Here is a 12,405-nt window from a genome sequence, read left to right on the forward strand (position 1 = left end):
TCTTTCTAAATAGCTCTTTGTTACAGCATAATGACAGTGGAACAGCCTTGTCTTCTTACTTTTGTTTCGTTAAAAACAAACAGGGTACTAAATTTTGGAATATTTAAAGATCATTGCTTTTACGCATAAACAGATTGACCTGAAATCCTTGGGTAAGTTAGTGATATGTGAGCAGACATTAGACGACAGGTTGAGGAACATTCAATCGGAGTTAGGTGTTAAAGAAATATTCTACGTAGGAACATGTAACAGAGTCGAATTTGTATTCACAGCTTCGGGTAATTTAGATAAAGATTTTATTCTTCGTTTCTTAACTGTGCTGGACATGGGATTACCTTCCCAGTATATGGAACAGTTTATTGAGAACGTATCAGCTTATGAACAACTGGATGCTTTCAATCACCTCTTACGAACTTCTTGTTCACTGGAAAGTCTTGTTGTGGGAGAAAAGGAAATTTTGGCTCAGATCCGTAAAGCCTACGAAGCTTGTCGTGTTGCCGGATTTACAGGAGACTATATGCGGATGATTATGAACCGGGTAGTGAAAACGGCCAAAGAAGTTTATACGCATACCAATATTTCTAAGAATCCTGTATCTGTTGTTTCTTTGGCTTACCGTAAATTACGTGATCTTAAAATGTGCGCTAACTCAAGGCTACTGATTATTGGTGCCGGAGAAACGAATAAAAATTTAGCACAGTATCTTAAAAAACATAAATATTCTAACTTCTCGGTTTTTAACCGGACACTTGAAAATGCAGAAGTGCTGGCTAAAGAATTAAATGGTACGGCTTATCCGCTTACAGAGCTTGAAAATTTCAATCAGGGATTTGATGTGATTATCACTTGTACCGGAGCTACTGAGCCTATTGTTACTGAGGAGATTTATAAAAAGCTACTTAACGGTGAAACCGGTAAAAAGGTGATCGTTGATTTAGCTATTCCTAATGATACCGCTCCAGAAGTGGTTAAAAACTTCCCAATACACTACATAGAGGTTGAATCTTTAAAAGAGATTGCCCGTAAAAATATTCAGGAACGCTATGATGAGCTGGTAAATGCCGAGCACATCATCGAAGAAAACATCAAGGATTTTGCATTGGTATTACGCCAGCGTAAAATTGAAATCGCTATGAGTTGCGTTCCCGAGAAAATTAAGGAAATTAAGCATACTGCTATCAATGGTATCTTTGCCGAGGAGATCAATAATCTGGATGAAAGTTCAAGATTATTACTGGAAAAGGTGGTGAATTACATGGAAAAAAAATACATCAGCGTTCCAATGGTAATGGCAAAGGAGATATTGGTAAAGAATAGCTAAATTTGCCAAAAAATTAGCAATCAACGTGAAAAGACTTATTATAGGTACAAGAGGTAGCGACCTGGCTTTATGGCAAGCCAATTTCATTAAAGATAAATTAGCAGCTATCGGTGTTGAAGCTGAGTTGAAGGTTATCAAAACCCAGGGCGACAAGATTTTAAATCTTAGATTAGATAAGCTGGAAGGCAAAGGTTTTTTTACCAAGGAATTGGAAGAAGAACTTTTAGGTGGTACCATTGATATCGCTGTCCACTCTCATAAAGATTTACCAACTGTTCATCCTGCAGGATTAACGATTGCTGCCGTAACGGAGCGTGAGGATCCTTCAGAGCTTTTATTGATTCTTAAGGATTGTGTAAATATTACGCATAACCTTTCATTGAAAACTGGCGCGATGGTAGGAACTTCATCAAACAGACGTAAGGCGCAGTTACTTGCACTTCGTCCTGATTTGAATATTGAGGATTTGAGAGGGAATGTACCTACACGTATACAAAAGTTGAGAGATGAAGATTATGATGCAATCGTGCTGGCAAAGGCCGGTGTAAACCGTTTGAATATCGATCTTTCTGAATTTCATGTTGAGGTGATAGATACTACTGAAATGGTTCCTGCACCTGCACAAGGCGCATTGGCTATTCAGATCCGGGAAAATGATACCGAATTATTCGATACCCTGCAACAAATACATGATCCGGAAACAGCAGCTGAAATTGGTATAGAACGTAAAGTGCTGAACCTATTTGAAGGCGGTTGTCATATGCCTTTGGGCTGTTATTGCAAAAAGGAAAACGGACAATATGAAGTTTGGACTTCAAAAGCCGAAACTGATGAAGATTTTCCTGATCGTTTATTTTACAGGGTAGAAAATCTGGATGGTTTGGCGGAAAAGATTGTAGCTAAATTTAGTAAGGAAAGAAAGTTCCCTAAGAAAGTATTTATTTCAAGAGAAGTAGGTGAACACAATTATTTCAGAAAAGCCCTTGAAAAACATAATATAGAAATTGATGCGAGATCGCTGATCCGTACTTTTCCTATCGTTACGGTCTTAGATCCGTTTTATTTAAAACATGTAGACTGGATCTTTTTTGCCAGCAGAAATAGCGTTGACTATTTCTTTAAATTAAAACCGACCTTACCTAAGCATGTGAAGTTTGGTGTTGCCGGTAAAGGTTCGGAAGATTCTTTAAGAAGAATAGGCCATTTGGCTGATTATGTTGGTGAAGGTGGTGATATTGAAGAGGTAGGAGAATTGTTTGCAGAAGCTGTTGCTGGAAAAACAGTATTGTTTCCAAGGGCACAGGATTCATTGTTAAGCATTCAAAAAGCTTTAAAGTCGGATACGAAAGTAGTTGATTTACCAATTTATGAAACCGTTATCGAAGAAAATATAGATCAGACTTATGCTGAAGTACTCATCTTTACAAGTCCTTCGAATGTGGAAGCTTATTTTGTAGATAACCTCCTGGAACCAGGACAAAAGGTAATTGCGATAGGTAATTCTACTGCTAAAAAATTCGATGAAATGGGTGTGAAATGTATTCTACCTTATTCTCCTGATGAGATCGGCTTAGCTGAAGCCGTTTTTGGAATTGATATAAAATAGTTTTAGTATTTAGATGTTAGTTTTAGACTTTAGATACATTGTGTAAAAATAATTTGCTATTGAATACTAATCTAACTGCTGCATACTTAATAAAAGAAAAATATGTTACATCGTCCGCGTAGATTAAGGAAAAACCCGATTGTGAGAGAGATGGTAGCCGAAACACGGTTATCTAAAGACATGTTTGTTTATCCGTACTTTGTTGTACCGGGAAAAGATGTGGTTCATCCACTTGATGCAATGCCTGGCATTAGTCATTTTTCTGAAGATACCCTGGTAAGGGATGTTGAGAAGGGATTGAAACTTGGTGTAAACAAGATCATGCTTTTTGGTGTAGGAGATGAGAAAAGCGAAAACGCTGCATCTGCATACCACGATCACTCTTTGGTGCCTTCTGCTGTACGTTTGTTGAAAAAGAACTTTGGTGATGATCTTTACATCGTAACAGATGTTTGTGTGTGTTCTTATACGACGCATGGACATTGTGGGATATTAAAGGATGATTACGTACAAAATGACGAAACGGTAGAAGTAATAGCCAAAATGGCACTTACCCATGCGCAGGCTGGAGCAGATATGCTGGCGCCGTCAGATATGATGGACGGACGCATAGCTGCAATTAGAAGCGTATTGGATGGTGCTAATTATGTGAATACTGCTATTATGTCACATGCTACGAAGTTTGCATCGGCCTATTATGGACCATTTAGAGAGGCGGCAGACTGTGCACCGAGTAAAGGTGACAGGAAAGCTTATCAGATGGATTTCAGGAATGGGACTGAGGCTTTAAGAGAAGCATTACTGGATGAAAGTGAAGGCGCAGATGTATTAATGGTGAAGCCAGCTTTGGCTTATCTGGATATTATGCAAAACTTGAAGCAACATACTGATTTGCCTATTGCCTGCTACAATGTATCCGGAGAGTACTCGATGGTAAAGGCAGCTGCGCAAAAAGGCTGGATAGATGAACAAAAAGTGGTGATGGAAACGATGCATGCTTTCGCACGCGCTGGAGCAAGTATCATTACTACCTATCATATTAGGGATATTGTTGAAAAGAATTGGATGTAAGTAGTATCTTGTTGGGAACCACAGGATACACAGAATTGAAATAAGCATATGTTAGAATCTTTAAAAAAAATGTTTTCAGGAAATGAAGGCGATTTACCTGTAAACACAGGCAGTAAACCGGATATTTCCAGAGAGAAGTCGGCAGAACTATACGAAAAGGCTAAAAACTATTTCCCGGGTGGTGTAAACTCACCGGTAAGAGCTTTTAAATCCGTTTATGGAACTCCTCTTTTTATTCAAAAAGGAGATGGTTGCTTTGTATGGGACGCAGACGGCAATCAATTTATAGATTTTTGTGCTAGCTGGGGTCCATTGATCCTGGGTCACAATAATGCAAAGGTTAGGGAAAAGGTTACTGAGGTGATGCAGAACGGCATGAGCTTCGGTGCACCAACAGCATTGGAAAATGAGTTGGCCGAACTGATCATTAAGAATAACAGGTTTGTTGAAAAAATACGCTTTACCAGCTCGGGTACAGAAGCTGTTATGTCTGCTATCAGATTGGCACGCGGATATACCGGCAGGGATAAGATTATTAAATTTGAAGGTTGCTACCATGGCCACACTGATTCACTTCTGGTAAAAGCTGGTTCAGGGCTGGTTACATTTGGTGAAACTTCATCTGCGGGTGTACCTAAGTCTTTTGCCCAGGAGACCATCGTGTTGCCGTTAAATGATACAGAAGCTTTAAAACAGGCTTTCGATCAATTTAAAGATCAGGTAGCTGCGGTTATTATTGAAGGTATTCCGGCAAATAACGGATTGTTGATGCAGGATGCTGCCTATATTGAGTTCTTGCAGGGCATCTGTAAAGAGAATAATGCCTTGTTGATATTTGACGAGGTAATTACCGGTTTCAGATTAGGTTTTGAAGGGGCTGCTGCTCATTATGGTGTTAAACCTGATATTGTTACTTATGGTAAAATTATAGGTGGGGGCTTGCCGGTAGGTATGTATGGTGCTTCTGCTGAAATTATGGGACATATTTCGCCTGATGGGGGAGTTTACCAGGCTGGTACACTTTCCGGTAATCCGGTGGCTATGGCTGCGGGAATTGCTCAGCTTACTGAATTGTTGCGTTCTGGTTTTTATAAGGACCTGAATAATAAAACCAGTGAGTTTGCAGAAAGCATTCAGCGTTTTGCAACTGCTAGAAATTATAAAATAAAGGTATTTTATATAGGTTCAATCTTCTGGATTGCATTTACTGATAAAGATAAAATCCAGACTGCAGCGGATATTGACCACAACAGTATGGAGAAATTTAAAGTGATGCATAGAGAGTTATTGAATAGGGGAATCTATTTAGGTCCTTCGGGATATGAGGTAGGTTTTGTTTCTGCTGCGCATACAAAAATAGAACTTGAAAAAGCTAAAAGGGCCATATTTGACAGCCTTGATGTTGTTTTCAGGAACAAGTAATTAATGGTATATTTATAGGGTAAATACAGGTAATCTTGAAAAAGTCGATCGTTATATTTTATTTCATGCTGCTTTATGCTCTGGTACAATTGATCTCCTGGGGAACACTGGTAGTGAGGTTGGAACCTGCCAGAATGGCAATGGTCATGGGAGAGGGATCAGTGTTTTTATTTTTACTTTGTATAGGTGCTTATTTTTTGCACCGCTCTATAAAAAAAGAAGAACGCTTGCGTGAACAACAACAGAACTTTTTGTTATCTGTTACGCATGAGTTGAAATCTCCATTGGCCGCCATAAAATTGTCTATTCAAACGATCGTAAAGCGCGATCTGGATAAGGCCAGACAAACCTCATTGTTGAGCAATTCACTGAAAGATATTGAACGTTTAGACGATCTGGTAGAAAATATGTTGCTGGCTACCAAGATCGAAAACCGCTCTTATTCGTTTCCTAAGGAACAATTTGACTTTTCTGACCTGGTAACTAAGATTACGGATAGGTTGCAGGTGCATTCATGTGGATGTGAGCAATTGATCACTCCGAAAATCAAACCGGGCATTAAAGTGATGGGCGATCAGTTTGCACTTTCATCAGTAGTGACAAACCTTGTGGAGAATGCCGTGAAGTATTCCGGACCTTGTGCTGATGTTGAGGTTGAGTTAACTGAGAAAGATGGACATGCTTTTTTAAAGGTGTCTGACAAAGGACCTGGTATTCCTGATGCCGAAAAGATGCTTATTTTCGATAAATTTTACCGCGTTGGTGATGAGAATGTCAGAAAATCAAAGGGAACAGGTTTAGGCCTGTTTATTGTTAAGGAAGTATTACAAAGCCACGACGCTGATATCAGCGTTAGAGATAACGTACCGCAAGGTGCTATTTTTGAAATAACATTTAGTTGATTATGCAACAGAAATTAAGAATACTGCTGGTTGAAGATGAAGACCATTTATTAGATGCGATAAAATTAAACCTTGAGCTTGAAGGTTACAAAGTACATGCTGTAAAAGACGGTAAAACGGCCTTAAAGGTTTTTAAGGAAGAACGTTTTAACCTGATCATTCTGGATGTAATGCTTCCTGAAATGGATGGTTTCCAGGTGTGTGAAACCATCAGATTGGAAAATACTGAAGTGCCAATTCTTTTCTTAACTGCTAAAAATACCAGCGAAGACAGAGTTATGGGCCTTAAAAAGGGTGCCGATGATTACCTGGTAAAACCATTCAACCTGGAAGAACTGATTCTAAGGGTAGGTATTCTGGTTAAACGCAGTATGAAAGCTGACGACTTAAAAGAAATAAATTCATATAAAATTGGTGACAAAACCATTTATTTCAATTCATTTGAGTTGAAACAAGATGATGGAGTTATTGTTCCTTTAACCAAAAAGGAGACCATGCTGTTGAAATTGCTGATAGAGCGTAAAAATGAAGCTGTATCGCGTGAGCAGATCCTGGAAACAGTATGGAATTACGACGTTTATCCTTCTACCAGGACAATCGATAACTTTATTTTAACCTTCCGTAAATATTTTGAACCAGATCAGAAAAATCCGGTTTATTTTCATTCGATCAGAGGCGTAGGTTATAAATTCACGGATATTCATTAATGTATAATTCAAAAGGCAGGTATGCCCTGATGATAGTTTTTGCTATCGCCGGTTTGGTGTGCCTTTTTTACGATCAATATCAGCTGGCATTTCTTGCCGGCTTTTTGTTTGCATTTGTGTTATGGAGCCATTTTAAACAAAGCTCTATACTGCTGGCTTCAAAGTATTTTAAAAACGGTGATCATGCACGTGCTGAAAAGCTGTTAAATGAAGTGCCAAATGCAGACAGGTTGGCCAGGAATAGACGTGGCTATTACGAGTTCATGCGTGCCAATATCGCTTTGAAAAAAGAGGATTATGAGGCCGCAGAATTTCACTTTCAAATCGCCAGCCGTTTTCCGCTAGGTGGAAAGAATGATAAAGCTTTTGTTATGATTCATTTGGCTAATCTGGCATTGAGAAAGAAAGATAAGGTGCGTAGCAGTGCCTATCTTGAAAAAGCAAAAGAGCTGGCGCTAACAGCAAAGGCTCAGGATATAATTAGTAAGATAGAGAAAGAAGTAAACAGTTTATAAAAAGAAATAGAGGATAAATTAAGAAGAGATGAACACGTTATTTTTAGATGCAGCATTTTCAAAGCAAACAGAACGTCCACCAGTATGGATGATGCGCCAGGCAGGTCGTTTTATGCCGGAATATTGGGAGATTAAAAACAAATACTCCTTTTTGGAAATGTGCAAAACACCTGAAATTGCTGCTGATGTAACGATGTTGCCGGTTGATTTGTTAGGTATAGACGCTGCTATTTTATTTTCAGATATCCTGGTTACAGGTGAAGCAATGGGTGGTGATCTAAGCTTTACACAAGGTGTTGGTCCGAAATATGCCAATCCTGTGCGTACACTGAAAGATGTGGATGCTTTGGAGGTAGATGTATTGGACAAATTACAATATGTTGCTGATGCGATTAAAGTAATACAACAACGTTTAAATGGAAGTATTCCTCTAATCGGCTTTGCTGGTGCACCATTTACCGTAATGAGTTACCTTGTTGAAGGCGGTTCATCTAAAGATTTTAAATTAACCAAGTTGTTAATGCACAATCAGCCTGAGGTGGCGCATAAATTGTTGGCTAAAATTGCAAAGGTTACTGCTGATTATCTGAATCTGCAAATCGCGGCTGGTGTAAACGCTATTCAAATCTTTGATAGCTGGGCATTGGCTTTATCATGGAACGACTATCAGGAGTTCTCTCACCGTTATATCCAGGAAATTATAGCTAACCTTAACAGAAAAGATATTCCTGTAATTTCTTTCTGTAAAGGAAGTTCTGTATTTGCTCCAATTATGGCTGAAGCTAAGCCGGATGTAATTTCGGTAGATTGGAATGCAGATCTCCTAAATATTAAGAACAGTCTGCCTGCCGGTATTGCTGTACAAGGTAATATGGATCCTCATATTTTGTATGCAGACAAGCCTGTAATTAAGAAAGAGATTCTCAGATTATTTGAGCGCATGCGCGGTCAGGATGGCTTCATTTTTAACTTAGGTCATGGTATTATGCCAGATATTCCTTTTGACAACGTAAAATACGCTGTTGAAGTAATTAAGGACTTTAAATATTAAGCTTAATGGAGAAATACTATTTATACGTCATGTCTGTCCATATCATCTTTGTGGTGAGCTGGATGGCAGGATTGTTTTATAGTGTACGTTTATTCATTTACCATACTGAAGCCGAGGATAGGCCTGAAATTGAACGTAATATCCTGCAAAGGGAATATGAAAAAATAGAGCGTAAACTTTGGCATATCATCACAACGCCTGCAATGGTGCTTACTGTACTTGCCGGCATTGGAATGGTTTGTATCAGACCAGGCTTGCTTCAGGCCCCCTGGTTGCATGTAAAACTAGGTTTTGTTGCGGCATTATTAGTGTATCATTTTATTTGTCAGAATATTATGAAGCAGCTAAAGTATGGCACATGTAAAATCAGTTCATTTCAATTGAGACTTTGGAATGAAGTAGCTACTATACTCCTGGTAGCGATAGTATTTACAGTAGTTTTAAAAAGTGCCGTAGATTGGGTTTATGGGCTTATTGGTTTAATTATTTTTGCTGTTGTGATTATGGTGGCGGTAAAATGGTATAAGCACTATAGGAAAAAGCACGATTGCTAACAAATTCAAATATTATTAGAATAGCTCCTGAATAGGGGCTATTTTTATTTTATAACTTTTTTTTTAACCACGTGCAACCTTTTCAATAATTCCTTCATCTTCTATATACCAAACACACAAATGGAATTGACGCAATATAGTATAGATGAGCTACTAAAGGGATGCAGAGCCGGTAACCGGCAGCTGCAGGAAGCGCTTTACAGGCAGACGGCAGCTAAAATGCTGGCTGTTTGTATGCGCTACACCGGAGACAGAATGGAAGCTGAAGATGCATTGCAGGTTGGTTATGTTAAGGTATTTGAAAAGATAAAGGAGTATCGTGGTGAAGGTGCATTTGAAGGTTGGATAAGGAGAATTATGGTGAATACTGCAATTGAGAGTTACCGTAAAAATATAAGAATGATGAATGTGGTACCCATTGAAGAGGCTTATGATCAACCCTCGACTGGTTTTGATTTTAGCAGATTGGGTATACAGGATTTAATGAAATTGATACAAAAGCTTTCAGATGGATATCGGATCGTATTTAATATGTATGCCATTGAAGGTTACTCTCATAAAGAAATTGCCACAGAACTGGGGATTTCTGAAGGGGCAAGCAAATCACAATTATCAAGGGCAAGAGCTATACTAAAAGCCGAGGTTATAAAAATGGAGGGCATAAATTATGCAACACATGAAGGATAGAGAATTTGATCAGCTGTTTAAGGATAGATTGGAAGACGCAGAGGTACAACCTTCGGCAAATCTATGGGATAAGCTAGAAAAGGAATTAAAGCCCCGTAGAAAGCGTGTATTCCCTATCTATTGGATAGCTGCTGCAGTAGCCGTAATTGTACTGTCAGTGGTTTTAATGGTTCCGGACAGAGAAAAGATCAGACTTCAGGGGACAGTTGCGACTGTAAATGTGGAGTCTTCGTCAGTTGAAGGAAGTCATGATTCTTTATATGCGGATTCAAAAGCGGTGGCGGATATAGAAACAAAAACGTATGAAAGTACGCCATTGATTATCGCGCCGCGTTTAAATGAAGCTACTGCAGAGAAAGAGTTTACTGCAGTGCAACGAAAAGTAGCTGCCTCTCGTCCAGTTGTAAAACAGTCTGATAGCAGTAGGGTAGTAAAGAAACCTACGAGCCTGCCCGGTATTGTTGATCAGGATGTAGTAATAGCAAAGGCGGATGTACATGATGAAATTAATGCAAATGTGATCAAAGAGGTTGATTATGTAGCCGCTAAAGCTGATAGAAGAGCATATAAATTTTTGAAATTTGACACCGATAATGATGAGTCCTCTTTGGTGGGAATTAACCTGGGATTTATAAGATTGAATTTAAAAAGAGATAAATAAACCACGATATGAAGCGAATATTAACAGCAGCACTTTTGGCAAGCGTACTTGGGCTTTGGGGACAAAGCGCATTTGCACAAACGGATACAGTAGAGACTAGCACCACTGATAAGAAAGCAAAGGGTTCTAAAACATTTTCAATGCGTGTTGGAATTGCTGGAAAAGAAATTAGCTGGAGAGATACGACTAAGCGTATAGAAGCTAGTAAAGGTAAGTTTATTGGAGGAATTACCTTTACCCGTATAGATTTAGGGTTTAGCAGGCTGATAGATAATGGTAGTTTTACTTTATCTCCCGAAAACGATTTTTTAGATTATAAGGGAGGTAAAACGAGTACTTTCTCTTTTGATATTGTGCAGTTTGGCTATCGTTTTAATCAGAATTTTAAAATTTATGTGGCGGGTGGTTTTGATTGGACGCATATTCGTTTACGTAAAGATATTACCATTCAGGAGAATACGCCAGAACTTACCTATGTAACCGATGATGTACATTTTTCTAAGAACCGTTTCTCTAGCAGTTATGTTCACATCCCTTTAAACTTTGAATTGAGGACCTCTGAAAATAGTAATGGCAAACGGTTTTATTTTATAGCCGGACCTGAAGTTAGTTTTCTTTTAAACGGTAAGGTTAAACAAATTAGTGAAGAGCGTGGAAAACAAAAGTTTCGTGATGACTACAATTTTCAGGTTTTTAGATATGGTGGGTCGGTAAGATTTGGTTACAATGGTATTGGTTTATTTACTAAGGTTTACTTTAATGATATGTTTGCCAGCAATCCTCAAAAAGGATTGACAAATATGTCATTCGGACTAACTTTTGGATTAAACTAAACCTCATTTTTCTTTTATCTTTGCTGATGTGGAAGAATCAATCATATCTGTAAAGCACTTAACAAAGCAACATCAAGCTGAACAAGCTTCTGGCGTTAGTGATGTTAGTTTTGACATCAAAAAAGGAAATGTTGTTGCTATTCTTGGCGAAAGTGGTAGCGGAAAATCGACCTTGCTAAAATGTATTTATGGCTTATTAAAGGTAGACAGTGGGGAGGTTACTTTTAAAGGGAAACGAATTTTGGGGCCCGATGAACAGTTGATACCTGGCCATAAGGAAATGAAAATGGTTACGCAGGACTTTTCGCTAAACATCTACGCTAAGGTTTACGATAACATAGCTTCCATGCTCTCGAATACCAATGTGCAGGCCAAGCAGGAGAAGACTATGGAAATGATGCGTCATTTGCACATAGAACACCTGAAGGATAAGAAAATTACGCAATTGAGTGGCGGTGAACAGCAACGAGTAGCCATAGCCAGGGCAATGGTGAGTGATACTTCCGTTTTATTGCTTGATGAGCCCTTTAGCCAGGTTGACGCCTTATTGAAAAATCAGTTACGTGCTGATATTAAAAGAATTGCTGCTGAAACAGGTGTTACGGTAATCATGGTTTCTCATGATCCGGCTGATGGATTATTTCTCGCAGATGAATTACTCATTTTAAAAGACGGTAAACTGCTGCAAATAGGTAATCCGGCTTATGTTTATAATCATCCTGAAGCTATTTATACCGCGCAGCTTTTGGGTAATGCCCTGGCACTAAATGCAGCTGATGCGGAGAAACTTGGTTTGGACATAAAAACTGGTACAGCTGTTTTCTATCCTGAATGGGTAGAGCTGAAAAGCTCATGGAATAGCCGTCGCTTTGAAGTAAAGGATGTGTATTATAAAGGCTTTTACGAAGAACTGCTGTTGGAAAGGAATGGAGTAACCATCAGAGCGATCCAATTAAACAGAGGCGAGCATAAAAAGAACGATCATGTTCAAGCCAATATCACGCGTTTTTTAACTTTGTAAAAGGGCAAAAAAGCAATTTTTAGAATCCCTTTTTTCATTTTCGTGTCACAACTT

13 protein-coding genes are annotated in these 12,405 nt (G+C 38.7%); all 13 read left to right on the forward strand.

The window, feature by feature from the left end:
- Positions 1–94 precede the first annotated feature (94 nt).
- On the forward strand, positions 95–1,321 hold the full coding sequence (gene hemA / locus B9A18_RS11945) for a glutamyl-tRNA reductase (RefSeq protein WP_084289519.1): 1,227 nt from the start codon (positions 95–97) through the stop codon (positions 1,319–1,321).
- Positions 1,322–1,346: 25 nt separating this feature from the next.
- Complete coding sequence (hemC, locus tag B9A18_RS11950; protein ID WP_200816352.1) at positions 1,347–2,927, forward strand: hydroxymethylbilane synthase; 1,581 nt, start codon at positions 1,347–1,349, stop codon at positions 2,925–2,927.
- Positions 2,928–3,029: 102 nt separating this feature from the next.
- Complete coding sequence (hemB, locus tag B9A18_RS11955; protein ID WP_084289521.1) at positions 3,030–3,998, forward strand: porphobilinogen synthase; 969 nt, start codon at positions 3,030–3,032, stop codon at positions 3,996–3,998.
- 48 nt (positions 3,999–4,046) lie between these two features.
- Positions 4,047–5,420, forward strand: a complete 1,374-nt coding sequence (gene hemL, locus B9A18_RS11960; RefSeq protein ID WP_084289522.1) for a glutamate-1-semialdehyde 2,1-aminomutase — start codon at positions 4,047–4,049, stop codon at positions 5,418–5,420.
- A 35-nt stretch (positions 5,421–5,455) separates the two neighbouring features.
- Complete coding sequence (locus tag B9A18_RS11965) at positions 5,456–6,322, forward strand: sensor histidine kinase (RefSeq protein ID WP_084289523.1); 867 nt, start codon at positions 5,456–5,458, stop codon at positions 6,320–6,322.
- A gap of 2 nt (positions 6,323–6,324) precedes the next feature.
- Positions 6,325–7,029: a response regulator transcription factor gene (locus B9A18_RS11970; RefSeq protein WP_015809248.1), complete on the forward strand. Its 705-nt coding sequence runs from the start codon at positions 6,325–6,327 to the stop codon at positions 7,027–7,029.
- Complete coding sequence (locus B9A18_RS11975; RefSeq protein ID WP_084289524.1) at positions 7,029–7,544, forward strand: hypothetical protein; 516 nt, start codon at positions 7,029–7,031, stop codon at positions 7,542–7,544. The genes B9A18_RS11970 and B9A18_RS11975 overlap by 1 nt, the downstream gene beginning before the upstream one ends.
- Positions 7,545–7,572: 28 nt before the next feature.
- Positions 7,573–8,595, forward strand: a complete 1,023-nt coding sequence (hemE, locus tag B9A18_RS11980; RefSeq protein WP_084289525.1) for a uroporphyrinogen decarboxylase — start codon at positions 7,573–7,575, stop codon at positions 8,593–8,595.
- A gap of 5 nt (positions 8,596–8,600) precedes the next feature.
- Positions 8,601–9,149 carry a protoporphyrinogen oxidase HemJ gene (hemJ, locus tag B9A18_RS11985; RefSeq protein ID WP_084289526.1) on the forward strand — a complete coding sequence of 183 codons (549 nt, stop codon included), beginning with the start codon at positions 8,601–8,603 and terminating at the stop codon, positions 9,147–9,149.
- Between the two features lie 120 nt (positions 9,150–9,269).
- Positions 9,270–9,836: an RNA polymerase sigma factor gene (locus tag B9A18_RS11990; protein ID WP_084289527.1), complete on the forward strand. Its 567-nt coding sequence runs from the start codon at positions 9,270–9,272 to the stop codon at positions 9,834–9,836.
- Positions 9,826–10,497, forward strand: a complete 672-nt coding sequence (locus B9A18_RS11995; RefSeq protein ID WP_084289528.1) for a hypothetical protein — start codon at positions 9,826–9,828, stop codon at positions 10,495–10,497. Before B9A18_RS11990 ends, B9A18_RS11995 begins: the two co-directional genes overlap by 11 nt.
- 8 nt (positions 10,498–10,505) lie before the next feature.
- The gene (locus B9A18_RS12000) at positions 10,506–11,330 is read left to right on the forward strand and encodes an outer membrane beta-barrel protein (RefSeq protein WP_084289529.1); all 825 of its coding nucleotides are present in this window, start codon (positions 10,506–10,508) and stop codon (positions 11,328–11,330) included.
- A gap of 28 nt (positions 11,331–11,358) precedes the next feature.
- Positions 11,359–12,351 (forward strand): ABC transporter ATP-binding protein, encoded by a 993-nt coding sequence (locus B9A18_RS12005; RefSeq protein ID WP_084289530.1) that lies wholly within the window; start codon positions 11,359–11,361, stop codon positions 12,349–12,351.
- Positions 12,352–12,405: the final 54 nt, after the last annotated feature.

The organism is Pedobacter nyackensis, assembly GCF_900176505.1.
Classification (GTDB): domain Bacteria; phylum Bacteroidota; class Bacteroidia; order Sphingobacteriales; family Sphingobacteriaceae; genus Pedobacter; species Pedobacter nyackensis.

Bases quoted from the DNA above. Each gene is read 5' to 3' on its own strand.
- hemB (WP_084289521.1), top strand. From the start codon at position 3,030: ATGTTACATCGTCCGCGTAGATTAAGGAAAAACCCGATTGTGAGAGAG.
- B9A18_RS12000 (WP_084289529.1), top strand. From the start codon at position 10,506: ATGAAGCGAATATTAACAGCAGCACTTTTGGCAAGCGTACTTGGGCTT.
- hemL (WP_084289522.1), top strand. From the start codon at position 4,047: ATGTTAGAATCTTTAAAAAAAATGTTTTCAGGAAATGAAGGCGATTTA.
- hemE (WP_084289525.1), top strand. From the start codon at position 7,573: ATGAACACGTTATTTTTAGATGCAGCATTTTCAAAGCAAACAGAACGT.
- B9A18_RS11975 (WP_084289524.1), top strand. From the start codon at position 7,029: ATGTATAATTCAAAAGGCAGGTATGCCCTGATGATAGTTTTTGCTATC.
- hemJ (WP_084289526.1), top strand. From the start codon at position 8,601: ATGGAGAAATACTATTTATACGTCATGTCTGTCCATATCATCTTTGTG.
- B9A18_RS11970 (WP_015809248.1), top strand. From the start codon at position 6,325: ATGCAACAGAAATTAAGAATACTGCTGGTTGAAGATGAAGACCATTTA.
- B9A18_RS11990 (WP_084289527.1), top strand. From the start codon at position 9,270: ATGGAATTGACGCAATATAGTATAGATGAGCTACTAAAGGGATGCAGA.
- B9A18_RS11995 (WP_084289528.1), top strand. From the start codon at position 9,826: ATGAAGGATAGAGAATTTGATCAGCTGTTTAAGGATAGATTGGAAGAC.